Source organism: Enterococcus sp. DIV1283b (assembly GCF_051710965.1).
GTDB lineage: Bacteria > Bacillota > Bacilli > Lactobacillales > Enterococcaceae > Enterococcus_B > Enterococcus_B lactis.
The window spans coordinates 738,692-760,677 of record NZ_JBIOLR010000001.1; the positions used below are offsets into that span (position 1 = coordinate 738,692).

16 protein-coding genes, 2 pseudogenes and 1 other annotated feature are annotated in these 21,986 nt (G+C 35.9%); of the genes and pseudogenes, 14 read left to right on the forward strand and 4 right to left on the reverse strand.

Going from position 1 to position 21,986, the window contains the following annotated elements; genetic code table 11:
- Nucleotides 1-158: 158 nt before the first annotated feature.
- Nucleotides 159-386: a binding site (T-box leader), on the forward strand.
- Between the two features lie 59 nt (nucleotides 387-445).
- Nucleotides 446-1,576, forward strand: a complete 1,131-nt coding sequence (locus IGJ53_RS03505) for a 5-methyltetrahydropteroyltriglutamate--homocysteine S-methyltransferase (RefSeq protein ID WP_010732068.1) — start codon at nucleotides 446-448, stop codon at nucleotides 1,574-1,576.
- Nucleotides 1,577-1,787: 211 nt separating this feature from the next.
- Nucleotides 1,788-2,579 carry a hypothetical protein gene (locus IGJ53_RS03510; RefSeq protein ID WP_259741720.1) on the forward strand — a complete coding sequence of 264 codons (792 nt, stop codon included), beginning with the start codon at nucleotides 1,788-1,790 and terminating at the stop codon, nucleotides 2,577-2,579.
- 291 nt (nucleotides 2,580-2,870) lie between these two features.
- On the opposite strand, the gene IGJ53_RS03515 is transcribed toward IGJ53_RS03510, so the two are convergent.
- On the reverse strand, nucleotides 2,871-4,484 hold the full coding sequence (locus IGJ53_RS03515; RefSeq protein ID WP_002373426.1) for an FAD-dependent oxidoreductase: 1,614 nt from the start codon (nucleotides 4,482-4,484) through the stop codon (nucleotides 2,871-2,873).
- A 139-nt stretch (nucleotides 4,485-4,623) separates the two neighbouring features.
- Entirely contained in the window at nucleotides 4,624-5,532 is a 909-nt protein-coding gene (locus tag IGJ53_RS03520) for a helix-turn-helix transcriptional regulator (RefSeq protein ID WP_010732071.1), read from the reverse strand.
- A gap of 182 nt (nucleotides 5,533-5,714) precedes the next feature.
- Between IGJ53_RS03520 and IGJ53_RS03525 the strand changes: the two are divergent.
- The 6 genes and pseudogenes from IGJ53_RS03525 to IGJ53_RS03550 all read left to right on the forward strand — a co-directional run.
- A pseudogene (locus IGJ53_RS03525) lies at nucleotides 5,715-6,836 on the forward strand (ABC transporter substrate-binding protein); the annotation flags it as partial.
- Nucleotides 6,837-7,065: 229 nt separating this feature from the next.
- On the forward strand, nucleotides 7,066-7,983 hold the full coding sequence (locus IGJ53_RS03530; protein WP_010732073.1) for a carbohydrate ABC transporter permease: 918 nt from the start codon (nucleotides 7,066-7,068) through the stop codon (nucleotides 7,981-7,983).
- On the forward strand, nucleotides 7,976-8,809 hold the full coding sequence (locus tag IGJ53_RS03535; RefSeq protein ID WP_259741721.1) for a carbohydrate ABC transporter permease: 834 nt from the start codon (nucleotides 7,976-7,978) through the stop codon (nucleotides 8,807-8,809). The genes IGJ53_RS03530 and IGJ53_RS03535 overlap by 8 nt, the downstream gene beginning before the upstream one ends.
- 82 nt (nucleotides 8,810-8,891) lie before the next feature.
- Nucleotides 8,892-10,010: a glycoside hydrolase family 88 protein gene (locus IGJ53_RS03540; protein ID WP_259741722.1), complete on the forward strand. Its 1,119-nt coding sequence runs from the start codon at nucleotides 8,892-8,894 to the stop codon at nucleotides 10,008-10,010.
- Nucleotides 10,004-11,902, forward strand: a pseudogene (locus IGJ53_RS03545) (DUF2264 domain-containing protein). Before IGJ53_RS03540 ends, IGJ53_RS03545 begins: the two are co-directional and overlap by 7 nt.
- Nucleotides 11,896-13,119 carry a glycoside hydrolase family 88 protein gene (locus tag IGJ53_RS03550; protein WP_259741724.1) on the forward strand — a complete coding sequence of 408 codons (1,224 nt, stop codon included), beginning with the start codon at nucleotides 11,896-11,898 and terminating at the stop codon, nucleotides 13,117-13,119. Before IGJ53_RS03545 ends, IGJ53_RS03550 begins: the two are co-directional and overlap by 7 nt.
- 85 nt (nucleotides 13,120-13,204) lie before the next feature.
- Here the strand turns inward: IGJ53_RS03550 and IGJ53_RS03555 are convergent, their stop codons facing one another.
- Nucleotides 13,205-15,139, reverse strand: a complete 1,935-nt coding sequence (locus IGJ53_RS03555; RefSeq protein WP_002314624.1) for an ABC-F family ATP-binding cassette domain-containing protein — start codon at nucleotides 15,137-15,139, stop codon at nucleotides 13,205-13,207.
- A 225-nt stretch (nucleotides 15,140-15,364) separates the two neighbouring features.
- Between IGJ53_RS03555 and IGJ53_RS03560 the strand changes: the two genes are divergently transcribed.
- The gene (locus tag IGJ53_RS03560; protein WP_002287746.1) at nucleotides 15,365-16,021 is read left to right on the forward strand and encodes a redox-sensing transcriptional repressor Rex; all 657 of its coding nucleotides are present in this window, start codon (nucleotides 15,365-15,367) and stop codon (nucleotides 16,019-16,021) included.
- A 73-nt stretch (nucleotides 16,022-16,094) separates the two neighbouring features.
- Here IGJ53_RS03560 and IGJ53_RS03565 read toward each other — a convergent pair whose 3' ends face one another.
- Nucleotides 16,095-16,448 (reverse strand): thioredoxin family protein, encoded by a 354-nt coding sequence (locus tag IGJ53_RS03565; RefSeq protein WP_259741725.1) that lies wholly within the window; start codon nucleotides 16,446-16,448, stop codon nucleotides 16,095-16,097.
- A gap of 192 nt (nucleotides 16,449-16,640) precedes the next feature.
- On the opposite strand from IGJ53_RS03565, the gene IGJ53_RS03570 reads away from it, so the two are divergent.
- The 5 genes from IGJ53_RS03570 (at nucleotide 16,641) to IGJ53_RS03590 (ending at nucleotide 21,955) form a co-directional block, all read left to right on the forward strand.
- Entirely contained in the window at nucleotides 16,641-17,570 is a 930-nt protein-coding gene (locus IGJ53_RS03570) for a permease (RefSeq protein ID WP_010732080.1), read from the forward strand.
- Between the two features lie 10 nt (nucleotides 17,571-17,580).
- Nucleotides 17,581-18,423: a TIGR03943 family putative permease subunit gene (locus tag IGJ53_RS03575; protein ID WP_010732081.1), complete on the forward strand. Its 843-nt coding sequence runs from the start codon at nucleotides 17,581-17,583 to the stop codon at nucleotides 18,421-18,423.
- A 264-nt stretch (nucleotides 18,424-18,687) separates the two neighbouring features.
- Nucleotides 18,688-19,464 carry a LytR/AlgR family response regulator transcription factor gene (locus tag IGJ53_RS03580; RefSeq protein ID WP_259741726.1) on the forward strand — a complete coding sequence of 259 codons (777 nt, stop codon included), beginning with the start codon at nucleotides 18,688-18,690 and terminating at the stop codon, nucleotides 19,462-19,464.
- Between the two features lie 174 nt (nucleotides 19,465-19,638).
- Nucleotides 19,639-20,382, forward strand: a complete 744-nt coding sequence (locus IGJ53_RS03585) for an ABC transporter ATP-binding protein (protein WP_010732083.1) — start codon at nucleotides 19,639-19,641, stop codon at nucleotides 20,380-20,382.
- Entirely contained in the window at nucleotides 20,375-21,955 is a 1,581-nt protein-coding gene (locus IGJ53_RS03590) for a hypothetical protein (protein ID WP_010732084.1), read from the forward strand. Before IGJ53_RS03585 ends, IGJ53_RS03590 begins: the two co-directional genes overlap by 8 nt.
- Nucleotides 21,956-21,986: the final 31 nt, after the last annotated feature.

Below are 21,986 nucleotides of genomic sequence, written 5' to 3' on the forward strand. Positions count from 1 at the left end.
GTTTTGATGGGAAATTTTTCAAAATTAAGTCCTTTTTATGTAGTTGAAACGAGTATGATTATTTTAAGGAAGTGATCTAAGGATACCAAATTAGTATTTATTTGTTCTTATCCCCTATTGACTTTTCTTTCAAACATGCTATTCTGATTTTATTCTAATAGTATCCGATGAGAAGGAAAGTAGACAGGAAATGGTTCAAGAGAGGCTTTGGTTGGTGTAAAAAGCTAGAAGTTGACTGTCGAAAATGGCCTTAGAGGATTTTTTGTCGAAAGGTAGGCAAAAACGAACAGTCTTTCGTTACCAAGACCACTGATTTTATTGTCAGGCTGAGAGAAAGAATGTTTTTTCTGAAAAAAGGTGGTACCACGAGTATAATCGTCCTTTTACTAGTATTTGCTAGTAAAAGGATTTTTTTTTACAAAAAACAAAGAAAAGAGTGAGTGAAATGAGCAAAAACAAACCATTTACAGTAGATCATGTCGGAAGTTTCTTACGTCCGCAATCAATCAAAGAAGCAAGAAAAAAAGTTCAAGAAGGCTTACTTTCAAAAGAAGAACTTCGTACAATCGAAGATCAGGAGATAAAGAGATTAGTAGAAGATCAAAAAGCAGTGGGCATCAAAGGAATTACGGATGGCGAATTTCGGCGCGGATTTTGGCATCTTGATTTTTTAGAAGAACTAAATGGTATCGAAGGCTATGTTCCAGAAACTGGATATAATCAAACATTCCACGGGAAAGCAGCTCCAGCTTATAATATTCGGGTAGTAGATAAATTATCTTTCAATCCAAACCACCCATTTTTAAAAGATTTTGCTTTTCTGAAAGAAGTAGTGGAAACAGATGATACTTTTGTCGCAAAGGCAACGATCCCTAGTCCCACGATGATTTTACGACAAGAGATTCTATCTAACGATGGTTCTTCAAAAATCAATGAGATCTATCCTGATCTATCTGATTTTTATGAGGACTTGTCATCTACTTACAAAGCAGCAATCCATGCTTTTTATGAAAAAGGTTGCCGTTACCTGCAATTCGATGATACAAATTGGGCGTTTCTAGCTGATCAAACTAAAAGAGAAGCACTTCTTCAAAAAGGAATTGATCCGAAAGAAATGGCTTATATTTGTACAGAGATTATCAATAACGCACTGGAAGACAAACCAGAAGATTTGACGATCACGACACATATCTGTCGCGGGAATCACGCTTCTTCTTGGCTGTTCTCCGGTGGATATGAACCCATTGCAGAAGAGTTGTTTTCAACGAATTATGATGGTTTCTTTTTGGAATACGATTCTGAACGAGCAGGTGATTTTACCCCTTTAAGACATTGGAATAACAAAGAAAGTAAAGTTGTTTTAGGATTAGTTACTTCTAAGTTTCCAGATTTGGAAGATACGGAGAAGATAAAAGAACGAATAAAAGAAGCACAACAATTTGTACCGTTGGAAAATCTAAGTATCAGTCCTCAATGTGGGTTTGCTTCAACAGAAGAAGGAAATCATTTAACAGAAGAAGAACAATGGAAGAAAATCCAATTATTGCAGCAAGTCGCAAAAGAAGTTTGGCTATAAAAAATGTGGGCTTGGGAAAAATGTAGTGTTCCAAAAAGTTCGCTTTTCATGGAGTGGAGAGATCCACTCTTTTTATTTTCTGATGATTAGCCGTATCCTATAAATCCTTCACTATATTTTTCATTTTCTATAAACCAAAAGGAAAAAAATGACCTTTCCCTCTTTTCGATAAAATGATACGGTAATCGACAAAAGAAAGGGAGGAGATTGTATGAAAAGGAACAAAATGTTTTCACATTTTTTCAAAAAAAATAAACGATATGATCTTGTGAGTCAAAGTAACGAAAGCCAACAGAAACCAAATGCTCATTTTCAAGCCGTAGGATTTGATGTATACACGGATGTGTTAAAATATTTGCGCATGTATGAGAAGAAATACTATGCAGAAGAAACTAGTCATTCTAATTCTATGGAAGCATATTATCGGTTGGACTATGTTGCAAATTTAGCACAAATGACCTGGATACCACCTTTTACTGGGGATACACCATCAAGTGAATTTATAAAATATTTTAAAAAAGACATGGTTTGTCAACTACAAGATAAAATTTATTTATCTGATTATCTTCATTATTGGTTGAATATAGAAAAAGAAAAATTGAACTATATAAAATCTACATGGCGATACGATGAAGAATTAAAAAAACCTTTCGAAGAAGAAAATAAAAAAACTTTCCAAATACACTATACTCTTTTGTTCTGGTGTCTTGATGGAAAAATTCCAAACAGAAAATTGAATAACCAAGCTGTAAATGATATAGTCAACCGAATGTCCGTTCATCATTATGCGATTCATGAGGAAGTCAAAAAATACTATAACAATAGAAGAGACATTTTTGGAGAACTAGTTCCTAGCGTCTCACGACGTAAGCCAATCGACCCGGCTCACTTAAAGAAGTTACAGCAAATTTTGTTAGAAAACAAAAAAGAAAACAAAAAAGAAAACAAAAAAACATCTAATAGAAATATCATATTAGGCCCTGGTGCGGAGAGATTAATATGAAGCCTTATAACATTAGGCGCCGTTATTCTAGAGACGACTATGCGTTAAGATTTATCGCAGAACCAAAAGATGGTTTTTCTAATGAAAAGAAACGCCTAAAATAACCAAACTGTGGAATATTTAAACTTTCTTAAACTATAACCTAATAAATGTGAAGAAATAATGCACAATTTCTTCACATTTATCTTCTATTCTATATACATACCAACCAACAACCCTATATACTTTTTCATTTTTACTCCTCAAGTAAAAATAACTCCTAGACCGCGGCTACCCACCGCGGTCGTTTTTTTATTCTTCAATCAAAATCGCTTTGATACCCAAACCTGACAAGATTCGTGCAGAAGTATAAGTATTCAATCCTCTTCTAAAAGTAATGTAAACTTTTTTATCTTTTGGGATTTCATTGATTCGATCTCGTAATTCATTCATTGGAATATTTTTTGTTGCCGAGATACTGCCAGAAGGTGCTTTATTAGGTTCACGTATATCTAAAAAGAACGCTTCTTTCAAATCGTTTTCGGGTATATCGCCTGCTTTGATTGTTTCTACGATATTTGTCATTTGATTGATTGCGACATAACCAGCTATATTCAGCGGGTCACGGGTAGTAGAATATGGGGGAGAGTAAGGCAACTCAAGATCGGGCAAATCAAAGACTGTCAAGTTTCCGGTGATCGCTACAGAAAGTTCTCCCATCCGTTTATCGACGCCCTTTTCTCCAAATGCTTGTCCACCTAAAATCCGACCGCTATCTGCATCAAAAATTAGCTTTAGATTTAATCTTGTGGCTCCTGGATAGAAATAGGCATGGTCAAAAGGAGTGATAAAAACAGTTTTGTAATTCGTTATGCCTGATGCTCTTAGTGCATGTTCTGTCATTCCAGCATAACTTGCTGTATAATCAAAGATTTTTGCGACACCCGCACCAATATATCCGCGATAGCGCATAGGCGTACCATTTAAAATATCTGCCAGCATGTGTCCTTGACGATTGGCCGCACTGGAAAGCATACTTTGAATCGGCTGCCCAGTCACTACACTAGTCGTTTCGATAATATCACCAATCGCATAGATGTCCGGCAGATTGGTTTGTAACTGGTCATCAACAATGATCTGGCCTGTATCTGATAATTGTATGCCGGCTGCTTTCACCACTTCATTATTCGGAGAAACACCAACAGCAAAGACAAGCATATCAGTGGAAAGGACGGAGCCATCTGATAATACTAATTCTCGACCTTTTTCACGGATCTCAGTAACTGTTGTTTCTAAATGAACGGTTAATCCTTCTTCCAGCAATTTGTCATAAACTAGATCAGCAATCTCCGAATCATATGGGAAAGCGACTTGCGGCAATTGATCGATTAAAGTCACGTCTAAGCCGCGATGCTTGAAATTCTCCGCTAATTCCAGACCCATGACACCTGCGCCAAGAATGACGACATGTTGTGGATCTTTTTCTTCCAGAAACGATTTGATTCGATCCGCATCCGTCACACTGCGAAGGACAAAGCCGTTTTCTGCTTCAAAAACTCCGGGAATATCCGGGTAAGCTGGTCTAGCACCAGAAGAGATGATCAACTTATCGTAATCCGTTTCTGTCTCTTCATTTGTAGATAGGTCTTTAACTAGTAATCGCTTAGCAGATGGATTGATTGCTGTTACTTCGTGTTTAGTAAATACGTCGATGTTGTTTTTTGTTTTCAATATTTCTGGTGTACGTTCGATCAGCGAGTCACGGTCCGTGATCACACCACCTAAATAATAAGGCAAAGCACAACTTGCGTAAGAAATATTCTCTCCGCGTTCATAGATAATGATTTCGTGTGCTTCATTCAATCGACGGAAACGAGTGGCAAATGAAGGCCCGCCAGCTACACCGCCAATGACAACAACTTTCATAAAAACATCTCCTTTTCTACGTTGATCGTACTATGTTATGGCAAAAAACAGCAAATAATTGTGCCGGAAAATTATTGTTTATTTTGAATAGACAGAAAATATAGAGAAATAATTTGTGTATAAAAACCTAAAATTTTATCTATTTTAAAGATAGATAATACTTTGAAGGGGATAACCCTGTATATTTTTTAAAAGCTGAAGAAAAATGATGGATCGAATGAAATCCTAATATATCTGCAATTTCTGTATAGGTTAATTCATTTTCTAGCACGAGACGTTTTGCTTTTTCCATTTTTAGTTCTTTAAAATAGCTAATAACACTTTTTCCAGTCACTTTTCTAAAATGTTTTTTTAAACTGGCTGGACTGATAAAAAAAATTTGTGCTAATTGTTCAAGCGAAAAATTTTCTGAAAGATGTTCCTCTAAGTATCGTATGATTGGATCAACTAGTTCATCTGAATAAAGAATATGCTTTTTTTTAGGAACGACTTTCTCATGTGAAGGTATTGTTAATAAAGCAAGTTCTTGTTGATAATGCCTAGGTAAGGAAGACAATTGAATTTTTTGCAGACAATAAGTAACTAATAAGGAAAGCAAATGAATGCTCATCTGTTGGCATAGTATGAAAAAAGAATTGATTTCCTGATCATAGGAAATAGCTGGCTTACTATGTTTTAGATAATCAATTTTGAACTGTTCATTTTTCAGAAAAGTAATGATAGATGTTATTTCTTGATCTATAGAAAAAGATTGTCCCGTAATATGTGCTAATAATTGTTCATCAAAATAAAACTGGATAATGATAAAAGTTTGTGTTTCCTTTTGAGTAGAAAAGATTTGGACTTCTTGCTGTTTATCAATGAATAAAAGGGAAGGATTATCTAATTCTATAGATTTATGTGCAAATTTAGCATGTAAATTAGCGCTTTCATTTATTAGTAGTCGAAAATAGGGAGCAGCAGATAAATGAAGATGGGTATCTATGGAATAGGTTAGTGTTTTTTTGACAAGATTGGAGGATTGGTTGTTTGTTAACAAAAGAACCACTTTCCTTTCTCTTTTTATATAAAAAGCTTTCTATTTATAATTAATGACTATTATAACAAAAATGAAAAGCCAAAACGACAAGTAAAATATTTTTTTATATAAATATTTGTGTTACTAATTCCGTTAATATACATAAGTGAAAGCGTTTTATATAAGAACTTGAAAAGAAAGAAGGGATAGACATGAAAAAAAGATACAAATTGTTAATAGCTTTGCTAAACATTACTCTATTATTCAGCTTAAGTGCATGTGGAAAAACTAACGAAGAAGTAACAGCAAACATCGCAGATCCAATGATAAAAAAAGCCACTACATTAGAAGTATATGTCGCAAACGGCAAACTGACAAACTATGTTGAAAATGCTGCAAAAATCTATAACCGCAAAACTGGAGCAAATATTGACTTAAAAATTGTGAATGTAGCTTCGGGAACAGCAACAGTACAAATGATCACCCCAAAACTGGTAACACACGAAGATATGCCGGATATTATCTCCATGTCTGACACTTCAGCAGCAGGTGTGCTGGAAAAATTTCAAGATGCTTTTTATAGTGCTGATGAATATGGATTCTATGACAAATATGGCGATCAGTTTTATGATCAAAAATTGAATATTTTGCGTCAACAAACGAGCAATGAAACGATCATTCCTTGGGCTAGTGATTTTACTCCGGCACTTTGTTATTATCAACCAAAAAAATTTGCTGAAATAGGTGTAGATTTTGAAGAAATTAGTTCTTGGGAAGAATATATCCAGGTGGCAAAAGTATTAAAAGAAAAAAATGGTAGTTTTGGAATTGCTTTGCCAGAATCTGGGGACCAAGAATTGTTTATCAACATGCTAGCCCAGCAGAATCAATCTTTGCTTGATGAAGAAGGAAATATCCGTCTGAATACCAAAGAAGCGAAACATGCTGCAAAGTTAATCAAAGAAATGATCGACTCAGGTATTGTACATTTCTACGGTGCACAAGATGCTGAGAAAGCATTTCAAGAATCTGCAATGTTTGTTGCTGGCGGCTGGTATGCTACGAATATGACTTTGAATTTTCCTGATGCATCTGACAAATGGCGCATGGCCCCACTGATTCCTTTTTCAAAAGAAAATCCAGGAAAAGGTGCAGTATCAGGAGGATCAAGTTTTTATGTCCCTAAAGATGCCAAAAATCCACAAGTGGCACAACAATTTCTTACATTTATGCTGACAGATGAAGAATGCTTAGCCAACGCACTGGAGCTGGGCGTGGCTACATCTAACTCATTGGCCTATCAAACAGAAGCAGCTGAGAAAAAGTTTGACTACTACGGAGGACAAAAATACTATGAACTATTGAATGAAATCAATGAAAATACATCAAATATTGTTTTACCAGCCACTTATTCAGATGCTACGTCTTATTTGACTACCGCTGCATATAACTATTGGCAAACAGGTGATTTTGAAAATTCATATCTAAAAGAAGCAGAAAATTTTGCTCATAAGTACGGCGTAAAATTAACTGGTGATTAAAAAATATTAGGAGGACTTAACGATGATGCAATCTTCGTTACCAAGCAAGACAATAAAGAACAGCAAGAAAAAAGCAACAGATACGTCTCATAAAAAAAGTGCTTATGGATTGGTCACACCTTTTGTTCTTTTTTTTATTGTGACGATTTTGATTCCCATCATTATCTCGTTTGCTTTTAGTTTTATGAAAATTGGCTACTCATTTGAATTTGTTGGATTTGACAATTATCTAGCTATCTTCCGAGATCCATTGTTTATTAAATCTTACACGAATGTTTTGATTATCATGGCAGGATCAATTCCAATAACGATGCTATTAGCTATTTACTTTGCTGTTTTATTGAATTCAGCACAGTTAAAAGGAAAAGGATTTTTTAGAACTGTCTATTATATACCAACCATTACATCAACGGTGGCTGTAGCTTCCGTATTCATGACTTTTTTCAATCCGACTGGGTTATTCAATGGATTTTTGAATGCGCTAGGAATTAACGGTGTACAATGGTTAACCAATCCTTTTTGGATACGAATATCAATGATCATCACGATGATTTGGCTTAGCGTAGGATATAACACTATTTTATTTTTAGCTGGTCTTCAAGGGATTTCTAAAGAGATATACGAAAGTGCTGAAATAGATGGAGCATCGAAATTTCGGCAATTCTTTTTATTAACGATCCCCATGCTAAAGCCAATCATTTTAATGGCCACAGTTTTAGCCACTATCAATGGCTTGGGTAATTTCAATATCCCAAATATATTCTTTGGGACTTCCAATGGACCAGAAAATTCAGCTTTGGTCGTAGGAGTCAATTTATATAAAACAAGTTTTGAAATGGTTGATTTTGGAAAAGCATCTGCTATTGCCTGGACGATGGTGTTTGTATCAGTTATATTATCAGCTATTCAATTTAAATTCGGAGGTGATAAAAATGACTAAACAAAAGATACAAAACAGAATTTTTACGTACGTCATTATTGTGTTTGGTGCCTTAATATTTTTGATGCCATATTTATATATATTTGTAGCTTCAACGCAAAGTAATCAAGAAATTTTAAGTGGTGGAATCAATTTCAAGTTTGGGGATATGCTATTAAAAAATTGGCAATCTATCATGGCAAGATATAATTATCCCTTGATTATTTGGAATTCGATTGTTATTGCGGTAATCAGTACAGTTTTAGCTACAGCCAGTTCTACAATGGCGGGTTATGCATTAGCAAAGTATCGTTTTAAGGGGAATAAACTGTTGTTCAATACAGTTATGCTATCTAGGATGGTGCCTTTTTTTACCACATTGATTCCTTTATTTTACATTATGAGTCGTTTAGGATTATCGAATACTTATGCAGGTGTGATCATACCTTCGATTGCCAGTACAACTTCAGTGTTTATGATGCGACAATATAGCAGTCAATTTCCTACAGCACTGATGGAGGCTGCTAGAATCGATGGTGCCAATGAGTGGGTGATTTTTACGAGAATCGCTGTACCGATTTTATCACCTACGATTATTACTAGTGGTTTACTTATCTTTATGGGAAGTTGGAATCAATATCTATTTCCATTAGTCATGCTTTCAGATAAAGATAAATATACGGTTCCCTTAATTATCAAAAATATGACGGTTTCTAGTACAGGTGAGCCAATTAATTATGGCGCAATTATGTTGATTCTAGCAACTTCAGTGATTCCAATGGTCTTGATTTATGTGTGGGCGCAGTCTAAATTTAAGGAGAATGACATTGGAGCTGCAAATAAGTAAAAAAATTAACGAATGTTAACCATCTAGTTCGTTCTAGGAGCAACTCCACATTCATAAAAATTAAAAGAATGGCGGGATATCCATGAATGAACAGACGAAGGAATGGTCAAGAAAAATTTTGAATTTAGCTTCTGAAAAGATAGATGTGGAATTAGACAGAATGGGGAATAAAATTCCATATATTTCTTACAACGGGAAATATACAGACGTAATAAAGGACAGAGGAATTGATTGGTGGACCAATGGTTTTTGGAGTGGTATTTTATGGCAGCTCTTTCACAAGACAAAACGAGAAAAGTTTAAAGAGGCAGCGATACAACAAGAACAATTATTAGAATCTGCCCTGTACCATTTTTCAGACGTTCATCATGATGTAGGTTTTTTATTCTTACCATCAGCTATTGCACATTATCAACAGTCTCAAAACAAACATAGTCGACAACTAGGGTTACATGCAGCTACGGTACTTGCTGGACGATATAATATTTCAGGGAACTATTTAGTAGCATGGAATGACCATAAACCTGGTTGGATGATTATTGATAGTATGATGAATTTACCATTACTGTATTGGGCTTCGAGGGAAACTGGTGATCCGAGGTTCTCTAAAATTGCTCGGCGACATGCAGATACAACAGCTAAGTATCTAGTGAGGAAAGATGGATCAACCGGGCATATCGCAGAATTTGATGCAGAATCAGGAAAATATATTCGGTTACTTGGTGGGCAAGGATACAATGAGAATTCTTGTTGGAGCAGAGGAAATGCATGGGCTTTATATGGATTCGCGTTAAGTTATCGTTACACAAAAAATCCGTACTATCTAGCTATAGCAGAAAAGATAGCAGTAAATTTTATTCAGAAAATCGAAAAAACTGGTTATATTCCTCTCATTGATTTTGCTGTAAAAGATTCGAATATTGATACCAGTGCTGGAGTATGCGCTGCATGCGGTCTTCTGGAATTAGCAGGATATGTTTCCTCTGTACGATCAAAAATGTATCATGAAGCTGCTATCAATATACTCCAAAAGACAGAAAAGCACTATGCAAATTGGAATATGGATGAAGATGGGATCATTGGAGGCGGAGCAGAAGCATACCATAGAGAATTGACTTATAATGTGCCACTGATCTATTCTGATTATTTTTTTATTGAAGGTTTACTTCGATTAGAACAGTCGGAATTAGCTATTTGGTAGTAAAAAGAGGAGAAAATACAATGAAACATCCAGTACCGCTATTAAGGACCAGACAGGATTACTTTGACTTATTTAAAAAGATAAATTAACCACTCCAGCCGTTTTATCGAGCAAGTGGCGCACAAATTGAGTATATACATCAAGGGGTAGGATATGGAAATAAAATTGCAGGAATGGAAGGATTCTCTCGGGTTTTATGGGGAGCGGGGCCAGCAATTGACCAATTAGATGAACGATGGTTGAAATTAATTCTATCAGGAATAAAAGCTGGAACAGATCCTTCACATCCCGATTATTGGGGAGAAATACACGAAAGAGACCAGCGTATGGTAGAAATGCCCGCAATGTTATTAGCGTTATATCATCATGATCAATTATTATGGAAAAAATTAGATACAGGAGAAAAAAGCCAGATTATTCATTGGTTCTCGCAAATCTTTGAATATGAATGTGCAGATGGTAATTGGCAATTTTTTAAGATAATTGTCGGAACAATTATCCAAAAATTTGGTTATCCAGTTAAAGAATCAGCACTGAAAGAAGCATTTGATAATATAGAAAATTGTTATCTTCAAAATGGCTGGTATCGAGACAGTTCAAGAGGTCGCCAAGATTATTATAATCCTTTTGCTTTTCATTATTATGGTTTGATTTATAGCGTACTAGAACCAGAAAAGCCCATTAGCCAGATATATAAGAACCGAGCCATTGATTTTTCTAGAGATTATATTCATTTTTTTGCGGAAGATGGTGCAAATGTGCCTTTTGGTCGAAGCATGATTTATCGTTTTGCAGTTTCAAGCTTTTGGTCAGCTATGTTGTGGGCCGATCTTTTGCCTTTTACATTAGGGGAAATCAAGGGATTAGTCAATCGGAATATAAGATGGTGGATGCAAAAAGAAATATTTGATGAAAAAGGTATCCTGAATATTGGTTATACCTACCCTCAATTGACATTGACTGAACCCTATAATAGTACGTTATCTCCATTATGGCTGAATAAGATTTTTTTATTGTTGGCACTACCTGAAGACCATGAGTATTGGACGGCTAAAGAAATGCCTATGCCTATTCGTGAAGGAACTAAACTTCTTTCAGAAGCCAATCTGCTCATACAACATGATAATGGACATACATTTTTTTTGAATGCGGGACAAGCAGGGCCAAATTTCCATACATTGACCAATGAAAAATATTTAAAATTTGCTTATTCTAGTCAATTTGGTTTTTCGATACCGCGAGCGAATCAATTGAAAGCAGAAATGGCAATGGATTCAATGCTAGGGATTCAGCGAGCGGACACATATATCACGACCAGTTTTAAGAATGAGAGCATCAAAACCTATGGACAGTTCATCGTTCGAAATAATGTACGAGACATTGTATGTGAGAAAGAGGTACTTGCCTCTACATGGGAACCTACTTTACAGGCAAAAATCAGAACTTGGCTTATTCCTTTTGAAGCCTGGCAGATTCGCGTGCATAAAGTAGAATTAGATACAGAATATGTTCTATATGAGACAGGGTTTGCTATTGAAAGTTCTCCTGAAAAAGAAGGAATAATCATAGAAGAAGACAAGGAAAACTATAGGGTAAGTGAAGCTGGTTTTTCAGGTATTATCTGTTTAAGTGATGATACTATTAAACGAAAATCCACTGCTATTATGGGTTTGCCCAATACAAACTTGATGACATGGGAAAACACTTTTATTCCTGGCTTAGAAGGTACACTTGGAAAAGGAACCCATTGGCTCGGAACAGGAGTGGTTGCTCATCAAGATTGGAATTATAGTTTAGAAGTATGGAACAATCGTCCCAAAATTTATTTTGATGGGGCAAGTGGGCTAACTATCCAAAATGAAAACAATAAAAAAAGACTAAAATTATGCTAAAGGTTGGTGGAGAAATGCTTGATAAAGTGATGTTTGAAGAGATAATACATCCAGAAAAATGGATAAATGAATGTTATAAAGAATCAATGGAAAAAGAGTGGAATAATGAAATTGAGCGTTGTCGCAGACACACAGAGAAATTAATCAAACGTATCAATAACAGCCAGTATCAATTCCCAAGCGAGTGTCCTGTAGAAGGAGGTTACCCATTAAGAGACAATATTGGTTGGACAGAAGGATTTTGGACAGGAATTAATTGGTTGTTATTTGAGAAAACGGATGATCCTTTATTTCAACAAACAGCTGAAAAAGCAGATGTAGATTTTATCCACAGGATTGACTGTCAAATTATCACTAATCATCACGATCTTGGTTTTTTGTATTCTTTATCAACCGTAGCAGATTATAAAATAACGGGAAATCAAAAAATGAAGGAAGCTTCAATCGATGCGGCAGAAACATTACTTCAGCGTTTTTGGGAGAAGGCAGGAGTTATACAAGCTTGGGGAGATCCTAGTGATCCTTCACAACAAGGCAGAATGATTATGGATTGTTGCATGAATCTTCCATTATTGTATTGGGCGAGTGAAGAAACTGGAAATCAAAAATATAAAAAAGCTGCTCAGGCTCATATTCAAAATGCAGCAGATTATTTAGTAAGAGAAGATGGTTCAACTTATCATACGTTTTATATGGATGTCAAAGATGGAACACCAAGGTATGGAAGTACGCATCAAGGTTATAGTGATGATTCCTGTTGGGCTAGAGGCCAAGCATGGGGAATTTACGGCTTTGCATTAAGTTATCGTTATTTGAAAGAACAAAAATATTTTGATTTAAGCAAAATATTAGCCAATTATTTTATGAATCGGTTGCCAGAAGATACCATTTGTTATTGGGATTTGATTTTTGATGATTCTAGTAGAGAAGAAAAAGATACATCTAGTATGGTGATCATGGTTTGTGGATTATTAGAATTAATAGAATCAGGTCTATTAGACAAAACAGAAAAGAACTTATACCAGTCTGCTGTTTGGAAAATTATGCGACAATTGAAAGAAAGATATGCTACAACGGAAGAAGAAGATGGCTTTTTAACACAATCTGTTTATAATAAACCAAAAAATAATGGGGTAAATACACCTTGTATTTGGGGAGATTACTATTATTTAGAAGCTTTAGTCAGGATGACTAGTAATTGGTCTTCTTATTGGTGAAAAAGGTAAATATTGAATTTTTGTTTGATAAAATAAAAAAAGAAAAACCAAAACAGCATGAATGGTTTCTGTTTTGGTTTTTTCGTTAATTCTCGTATTCTTCTAATTCCAAGCTTAGTTCTTCCCATTCCGACAATTTTGTTTCTTGATCTTGTCTAGCTGATTCTAAAGCTTGGTTCAGCTCATTGAGTTTTACGTGATCTTCCAGATTTTCTGGTGCGACCATTTCTTGTTCCAACCGATCGATCCATTCATCGATCCGCGTCATTTCTTCTTCAACCTGAGTGATTTTTCGTTGAAGGCTACGGATAAGCTTTTGCTGTTCTTTGCTCTGGTAATAATCGGATTTATTCGTAGGAGCAGGAGCGGATTCTGGCTCATCTTGTGCCAACAATTCGGCGATTTCTTCTTCTTCCTGTTTTTTCTCTAAATAATAATCATAGTCTCCAAGATAGACTTTACTGCCATTTTCAGAGAGTTCGACGACTTTTGTCGCGATCCGATTGATGAAATATCGGTCATGGGAAACAAAAAGCAGTGTGCCATCGTAATCGATCAATGCATTTTCTAATACTTCTTTGTTGTCAATATCTAAATGGTTTGTTGGTTCATCCAAAATCAAAAAATTTTCTTTGTTCATCGCTAGCTTGGCTAAAGCAACCCGTGCTTTTTCACCGCCGCTTAACAGAGGGATTGGTTTTTCTACATCTTCGCCAGAAAATAAGAAAGCACCTAAAGCACTTCGAATGTCTTTTTCAGGAGTGGTAGGATGCTCATCCCACAATTCTGCTAGAATCGTCTTGTTTGTATGCAGATCAGCTTGCCCTTGATCATAATAGCCGATGGTGACATTTGTCCCTAGCGTTTCTTTGCCACGGATAAAAGGAATCTGGTGGATGATCGATTTCAGCAACGTCGATTTTCCGATACCATTCGGACCTACTAGAGCAATCGCTTCTTGTCGGCGGATATCCAAATTGATTGGTTCAGATAAGGTGACATCGTCATATCCGATAGCTGCATCTTCGATTTGCAAGACAACATTTCCAGAAGGTTTTTCTATACTGAAAAGAAAGTTTGCTTGTTTCTCATCCCCTTGAGGACGATCCAGACGTTCCATTTTTTCTAATGTCTTTCTGCGACTTTGCGCCCGTTTAGTGGTAGAGGCACGAACAAGATTCCGAGCAACGAAGTCTTCTAATTTGTGGATCTCTGTCTGCTGCTTTTCATAAGCCTTCCATTCACTTGTCAGCTGTTCTGCTTTCAAGTCTAGATACTTCGAATAGTTGCCTTTGTAATGGCGCATTTTTCTTCTGCTTAGTTCATAAACTTCATTGACTACTTTATCTAAGAAATAACGGTCATGTGAAACAATCAGTAATGCACCGGTATAGCTTTGCAGATAATTTTCAAGCCAGGAAAGCGTCTCGATATCCAAGTGGTTCGTGGGTTCGTCTAGAATCAAAATGTCAGGGTGTTGTAAAAGCATGCGAGCTAAAGCTAAACGTGTACGCTGTCCACCTGATAAAGTATCGATTTTCTGGTCATAAAAGGAAGAATCGAATTTAAAACCATGCAATACGGAACGAATTTCATTTTCATAACCATAGCCGTTTCGATCCGAAAAATCGTGTTGCAGGCGATCATATTCTTTTAAATAAGAAGTATAAGCGGGTGTATCTGGCGTACCTTCGCTAATGAAAATCTCTAGTTCGCGCATCCGCTGTTCCATTTGTCTAACTTGTTCAAAAGCTTTCAGCATCTCGTTCCACACTGTTTCATTGGAATCAAGTCCTGTGTCCTGAGCGAGGTATCCGAGAGTCGCTGTTTTATTTTTAGCAATCTTTCCATCATCTGGTGCTTCAATTCCAGCAATGATCTTCAATAAAGTCGATTTTCCAGCGCCATTTCTGCCAACTAAAGCGACACGAGCGCCTGTACTGATTTCTAAATGTATGTTTTCAAATAAGACTTCTGCACCAAAATGGCGAGCAATCTGATTGGCTTGTAATAATATCATGGAATCCTCTTTTCTACTTTGTGAATTCTCCTCAAATAAAAAACTATTTTTCAATTAGTAGTCTACCATAAATTCCCTCATACTGCGAGATTTGCAGAAATGATAAATAAATGAATAAAGAATAAAATTTCACAATATCTGAGCAATGGAATTGATTTTTTCCTATAAATACTGCTATGATGGAGAAATCAAAGATGTAATTAGACAATACGTGGAGGTCATTTCGTGAAAGATCATATTATTCCAAAGGCGACAGCAAAAAGACTGCCTTTGTATTATCGTTATTTAAGGATTTTAAATAATGCTGGAAAGAAAAAAGTGTCTTCAACTGAATTAAGTGAAGCCGTTCAAGTAGATAGCGCAACGATCCGTCGAGATTTTTCTTATTTTGGCGAATTAGGAAAACGTGGGTATGGGTATGATGTAGAAGATCTTATGCACTTTTTTGCGAAGACATTAAATGATGATCAATTGACAAATGTTGCGCTGATCGGTGTAGGGAACTTGGGAAGTGCTTTACTAAAATATAAATTCCATCAAAGTAATAGCATACGTATCAGTTGTGCTTTTGATGTGAATGAAGAAATCGTTGGACGCATCGTAGACGGTATCCCCGTTTATCCAATGGAAGATATGTCGGAACAAATCAAGATCCAGCAGATCGAAGTAGCGATTTTAACGATTCCCGCTGAAAGAGCACAAGAAGTAGTCAATCAGTTAACGGAAGCAGGAATCAAAGGAATCTTGAACTTTACCGCTGCTCGATTGAATGCTCCGTCAGATGTATTGATCCAAAATGTTGATTTGACGAATGAATTGCAAACCTTGATCTATTTCTTGCATTCTGACGCAAATGCGCATTCCGAAAATACAGCAGAATAAAAATAAAAAGCGATTGAACAAATGAAGGCAAAACTTTCACTTGTTCAATCGCTTTTTTCTGTTTGGATAATGATTATTCTGTTCGAAAGATTTCTTCATAAGAAAGAGAGTCATCTTCTGCTGTCAGTTCATCTAGTAAATGCCGAATTTTTTTAAAGTCGATGAACCGCGCTTGCCGAAAGACCTCTTTTCCTTGATGAAAAATCAGAACAACTGGCGCAGTCAATACTTCAAATCTGCTAGCTACTTCTGGTGTTTCGAATGCATCCAAATGAAGTGCCGGAATATCATAATGGGTGAGCAGCTCCTCCAATCGTGGACGAACAGCGTGACAAACACTGCAATTAGGCATCGAAAGATAAACGATGGCAACGGATGATTGTTGCAGTATGCCTTGAACTTCAGTCAAGTTAGTGGTTTGTTTCATTTTCATTCTCCCTTTTGTGATAGAAGTGATATGTACGAGACCTTAATTTAATGGGAATAATAGAAAAAGTCAATTGAAGTGCTTTGATAAAAAATAAGAGTTGTGTAAAAATTGACAGAGCAACTTGTTTTTTTTTGAATAAAAGCGTATATTTGCAAAGCGAATGAACTAGAAATGAAAAGGAGGAAACTCATGTTTTCTTTTATTCCCAATTCGGTTTTGCAGATGAGTACGATTTTCTTATCGATCGTTATCGAAGCATTGCCCTTTGTACTATTAGGTTGTCTTATCTCAGGCGCCTTACAAGTATTTTTGACCCCAGAACGTGTGAAGCGATGGCTTCCTGAAAATCGTATATTCTCTATTTTTACTGGTTCGATCTTAGGATTTTTCTTTCCTTCATGTGAATGCGGCATCGTACCAATCGTTCATCAGTTTGTAAAAAAAGGCGTGCCGGTCCACACAGCATTTGCTTTTATGCTGACAGCGCCAATCATTAATCCCATCGTGATTTTTTCCACGTTTATCGCATTTGGCAATTCTTGGCAGATGGCAAGCTGGCGGGTGATAGGCAGCTTTTTTGTTGCCCTTGTGATTGGTGTCTGGCTTGCCTATTTTCAAAAAGACGCTGTATTGAAAGAAAAAATCTCCTCTAAAGTAGCAGAAGAACACCACCATCATGTCAATGAAGAAGAACACAGTGATAAGAATGAACCAAAAAATCGGCTGATCCATCAAACGGGGCATGTGTTGACACATTCAATCGATGAATTTTTTGATACAGGTCGTTATTTGATCATTGGTGGGTTAATCGCAGCTGCGATGCAGACTTATTTACCAACTAGAGTGATGCTAACGCTCGGCTCAACAAAGATTTTAGCCATCATTATCATGCTGTTATTAGCTTTTACGATGTCTCTTTGTTCAGAAGCAGATGCGTTTATCGGGTCTTCTTTGTTAAGTCTGTTCGGCACAGCACCTGTAGCTGCCTTTTTGGTCTTTGGTCCAATGGTCGATATCAAAAATCTATTGATGATGAAACGGTATTTTACAGGACGTTTTATTTTATCGCTGATCGGACTGATTGCCCTTAGCGTTGTTGGATTCACATTATTTATCTAGGAGGAAAAATATGCTGCGGTTTTTGATTTTATCTGGCTATTTCGAATTGATGATGTATTTGCAAGTTTCTGGCAAACTTGATCAATATATCAATGTCCACTATCGTTATTTAGCTATTCTTTCGATGATTTTATCTGCTCTTTTGGCTTTAGTTCAGCTGTATTTGTGGGTCAAAAACGGAAAAGCAGAGGAAGAGACGCACGAGCATAATCATGATCACGACCATGGGTTATCGAAACCTTATCAACGTGGAATCGCCTATGTACTGCTTGCTTTGCCAGTGATCGTTGGTACGTTGTTTCCAACAGTTAGTCTGGACACTACGATCGTAGAAGCCAAAGGATTTAATTTTCCGGTAAGCAAAGAATCGGTAGGGGATCCGGAAATGCAGACACAATATCTAAAGCCGGATACAAGTATTTATTTCAACAAATCAGACTACTTAGACCAAATGAATGAACTGAAAGAGAAGTATGGGGATAAGCAGACTATCGAGATCACAGATGAAAATTATTTAGAAGTCATGGAGCTAATCTATAATTACCCTAGCGAATTCATTGGCAAAAAAATCAGCTACGAAGGATTTGTTTACCAAACACCGAACGATAGCAATGCAGATGTCTTCTTGTTCCGATTCGGTATTATCCATTGTGTGGCAGATTCAGGAGTCTTTGGATTGTTAACACATATGCCTGAAGGAGTAACGGTTAAAAATGATGAGTGGTATAAAATAGAAGGAACCATCCAATCGGACTATTATCAACCATTCAAGCGTGAAATTCCATCTGTAGTTGTGACAAACGCTGAGAAAGTCTCTGCTCCGAAAAATCAGTATGTGTATCGTTCTTTTTAAAAGAAAAAAATAAATGAACATAGCTCAGACAGTTGACGTGTAAGGACGTCGGTTGTCTGGCTTTTTTTGTATGAGATATTTGGCTATTTGATATGTTTTGTAAAATGATATTTATTTTAGAAGTTGCATGCTGAATGTAGTTAATAGCGGTTTCAAAGGTGTTGGAAAAGATTGTGAAGAGAATTACAATTTATTCCTAAAATGTATTTAGAAAAATGGTATGCAATAATTTAAATAGTAAAATATCAAGTGGAGGTACTTTGTATGATAACACGTATATTTATTTTGGATGACAGTTTGGTTTTTGAAAAAATGATAGAAGATATTTTAGAAGAATCCAGAAATTTACTGATTCCTTGGAATTTCGAGATAATCAAGGGATTGAACGTCATGCAGTTTGTTGAATTTGTCAAAAACAATGACATTCGTTCATCGGATATTTTTTTTCTTGATATCGATTTGAACGCTTATTACAGTGGGATTGAACTAGGAGAAATGCTTAGAGAAAAGAACGCGAAGTGTAAAATTGTTTATTTGACCTCTCATCCGAATAAAGCAATAGCTGTTATTAACCGAAATATTACGCCTAGCGGTTATTTGATAAAAGAATTCACTTATGAAAAAAATAAAAAAAACATCCAAAGTTACTTATTGAAAGAAAAAGAGAACGAGCCTGTTCAACAAGCAAACAAAAAAAAGTGGACGTCTGTTCGTTATGGCAATAGCGATCATTATATCCATTATGATGAGATCCTTTATCTAATGAGTATGCCGGGTTATAAGAATAAAATAGGCTTGGTATTGAAAGACGAAGAGGCTCTCGTAAACGGCACAATAAAAAAATATAAAAAAACACTGGAATATGAGTATTTATGTAAAGATTTAAAAGCCTACATCATTAATACTGAAAACATTGCATCTATTAGCCGAGTAAATGAAGTAGTAACGTTTACGAATGGAGAACAGTTAGAGATGGGTAAGAGAAGTATTGATAAACTAAAGAAATTTATTCAAGAAAAGATAGGGAATGAATCATTTTAAAGAAAACAAAGACTCGTATCTTATCTGTTAGAAGAGTGTTTTCCTGTAGAAGAGAACAACCCAAGTAGTAGCCTCGTTGTTTCTATCCTTTTTTGTTATGCACTCTTTTTGACATTTACTCCACCAATAGCGAAGAGTACAATAAAAGTAATAACAAACAAAAGGAGTACAGAAATGATTGAATTCATCAATGTAAGTAAAAGTTACGGGAAAAAACAAGCATTAAAAGAATTGTCTCTCACGATTAGACAAGGGGAAATTTTTGGGTTTTTAGGACATAATGGTGCCGGAAAATCAACTACGATCAAGAGTTTAGTCAGTATCATTGAACCTTCATCGGGTATGATTTTAGTAGATGGAATGAAATTACCGGAGAATCGCTTGGAAATCAAACAAAAAATCGGTTATGTACCTGATTCACCAGATATTTTTTTACAATTGACGGCTGGAGAATATTGGGACTTGATTTCAGCTGCCTATGAGTTGGACACACAAAAAAAAGAGAAGCGCTTAGCAGAATTGACAGCGCTTTTTGATATGTATAGTCATCAAAATGAAACAATCGCAAGTTTTTCTCATGGGATGCGTCAAAAAACGATTTTGATTGGTACGTTGCTACCAGATCCAGATATTTGGGTATTGGATGAACCTTTGCAAGGACTTGACCCTCAAGCAGCTTTTGATTTGAAAGAAATGATGAAGGCACATGCCGCAAAAGGGAAGACAGTCATTTTTTCTACACATGTATTGGATACCGCACAACAGCTATGTGATAAATTGGCTATTTTGAAGGAAGGCGAACTAATTTATCAGGGAGCAGTTAGTGAATTATTGAATGGCTCACCTGATGAAACGTTAGAAAAGATTTATTTGAAAATGGTTGGAAGACAAGCGATAGGAGATGAATCCTATGTATAAACGACAATTATTAGAATTGATCCATGTTAATCTTCTATATGTAAATCCTCAGCTTACGAATAGAGCAAGAGAAAAAGGAAAAAAGGGAAAACAACTAGCTATCTATCTTTTGTCTCAAAATCTTCTTTCAGGGCTGATTTTTTTACTGATTTACGGATTTGCTATGTTTAACATGGACTTTGCAAAAATGTCAGGCTTTTTTACTTATTATGTGGCACTTTTTAGTATCTTGGGTTTAACTCAAAGTATATCAGTCATTTATAATATCTTTTTTGAAGGAAATGATTTGCAAGTATTTTTGCCTCTGCCCTTTAGACAAGGACAGGTCTTTTCAGCAAAGATTTTGGTAGTTGCTTTGACCATCATTCCTTTTGTTTTTCCGCTACTAGTCATGTTTAGTTTAACCGGGTGGCGGGCTGATTTGGGGATTCTACTGACTATCTTTGTTTCAATCCTTTTATTTTCTCTATTTTTGATTATTCTTTTTTGCCTAGCTAGTTTGATTGTCTTTGGTTTGGCTCGAACAGCAGTATTTAAAAAACATAGAAAAACTGTTTCCACTATCTTGCTTGGCAGCTCGATGTTGATTGCAGTTGCTGGAATCATGTGGATGAATCATCAAACGGGAACTATTGAAAGCGAGTTAACGGATCGGCATCCGATTTCTTTTTTATTGCCATTCTATTATGTTGCCAGTCAGCCGCTTTCACAAAAAGGATTATTGTATTTGGGAATCCTAGTTATCATGACTTTGGGATTTTTCCTTGCAGTAAAGCAGCTAATAGTACCAAGACTTTCAGAACAGCTAACTGATTCAAATAGTGAGTTCAAAATAAAGCGAACCCATAAAACGAACCAAAATGTGCATCAGCTTTTATTCAGTTATAATGCACAATTAGTAAAAGAACCTAATTTGATTATGCAAGTTCTTTCTTCTTCTTTGCTGACTCCAGTCATTTTTATTCTTGCTTTTGCTCTAGGAGGCGAAATAAAATTAAATGATTTAGACCCTAAGCTAGTCGGCGTTACTTTTCTGGTAGGGATTGCCTTAGCTTTTCTAACAGTCAATCAGACTTCTTTTATTAGTAATCTTATTTCTTTGGATCAAGAAAATTTTCTATTTATTCGTTCTTTGCCAATCTCTATGAACCAATATTTAAAAGAAAAGTTCAAATTTGGATGGATATTGCAGAGCTTTTTAACTGGTGGGATCGCCTTACTAAGTGGACTGTCTTTTCGATTGCCTTTGATTTTTATTCCTAGCTTGATATTCGGTTCTTTATTAGGTTGTTACTTATTGTCATTACGTTATTTTGCTAGAGATTATCGTTTGCTACTGCTGAACTGGACAAATATCAACCAATTATTTACCAGAGGTTCAGGAAGTTTGGGCTTGGTTGCGACCATGATGGGCTCGTTGATCATCAGTATTATTCTTATCGTCCTGTACGGGATGCTGGCTTTATTTTATCCATTTTGGTTGGTGAATATCCCTGTAATCGGATTAGTTCTAATACTTTCTGCTCTATGGATCGTTTATTACCAACGAACGTTTTGGAAAAAATTTGAATAAAGAAGAGGGGCCGTGACAAAAATCATGTCGC

What these genes read in the sequence shown, in the direction of transcription:
- IGJ53_RS03505 (WP_010732068.1), top strand. Translation starts at nt 446, where the DNA reads ATGAGCAAAAACAAACCATTTACAGTAGATCATGTCGGAAGTTTCTTA.
- IGJ53_RS03510 (WP_259741720.1), top strand. Translation starts at nt 1,788, where the DNA reads ATGAAAAGGAACAAAATGTTTTCACATTTTTTCAAAAAAAATAAACGA.
- IGJ53_RS03515 (WP_002373426.1), bottom strand. Translation starts at nt 4,484, where the DNA reads ATGAAAGTTGTTGTCATTGGCGGTGTAGCTGGCGGGCCTTCATTTGCC.
- IGJ53_RS03530 (WP_010732073.1), top strand. Translation starts at nt 7,066, where the DNA reads ATGATGCAATCTTCGTTACCAAGCAAGACAATAAAGAACAGCAAGAAA.
- IGJ53_RS03535 (WP_259741721.1), top strand. Translation starts at nt 7,976, where the DNA reads ATGACTAAACAAAAGATACAAAACAGAATTTTTACGTACGTCATTATT.
- IGJ53_RS03540 (WP_259741722.1), top strand. Translation starts at nt 8,892, where the DNA reads ATGAATGAACAGACGAAGGAATGGTCAAGAAAAATTTTGAATTTAGCT.
- IGJ53_RS03550 (WP_259741724.1), top strand. Translation starts at nt 11,896, where the DNA reads ATGCTAAAGGTTGGTGGAGAAATGCTTGATAAAGTGATGTTTGAAGAG.
- IGJ53_RS03555 (WP_002314624.1), bottom strand. Translation starts at nt 15,139, where the DNA reads ATGATATTATTACAAGCCAATCAGATTGCTCGCCATTTTGGTGCAGAA.
- IGJ53_RS03565 (WP_259741725.1), bottom strand. Translation starts at nt 16,448, where the DNA reads ATGAAACAAACCACTAACTTGACTGAAGTTCAAGGCATACTGCAACAA.
- IGJ53_RS03570 (WP_010732080.1), top strand. Translation starts at nt 16,641, where the DNA reads ATGTTTTCTTTTATTCCCAATTCGGTTTTGCAGATGAGTACGATTTTC.
- IGJ53_RS03575 (WP_010732081.1), top strand. Translation starts at nt 17,581, where the DNA reads ATGCTGCGGTTTTTGATTTTATCTGGCTATTTCGAATTGATGATGTAT.
- IGJ53_RS03580 (WP_259741726.1), top strand. Translation starts at nt 18,688, where the DNA reads ATGATAACACGTATATTTATTTTGGATGACAGTTTGGTTTTTGAAAAA.
- IGJ53_RS03585 (WP_010732083.1), top strand. Translation starts at nt 19,639, where the DNA reads ATGATTGAATTCATCAATGTAAGTAAAAGTTACGGGAAAAAACAAGCA.
- IGJ53_RS03590 (WP_010732084.1), top strand. Translation starts at nt 20,375, where the DNA reads ATGTATAAACGACAATTATTAGAATTGATCCATGTTAATCTTCTATAT.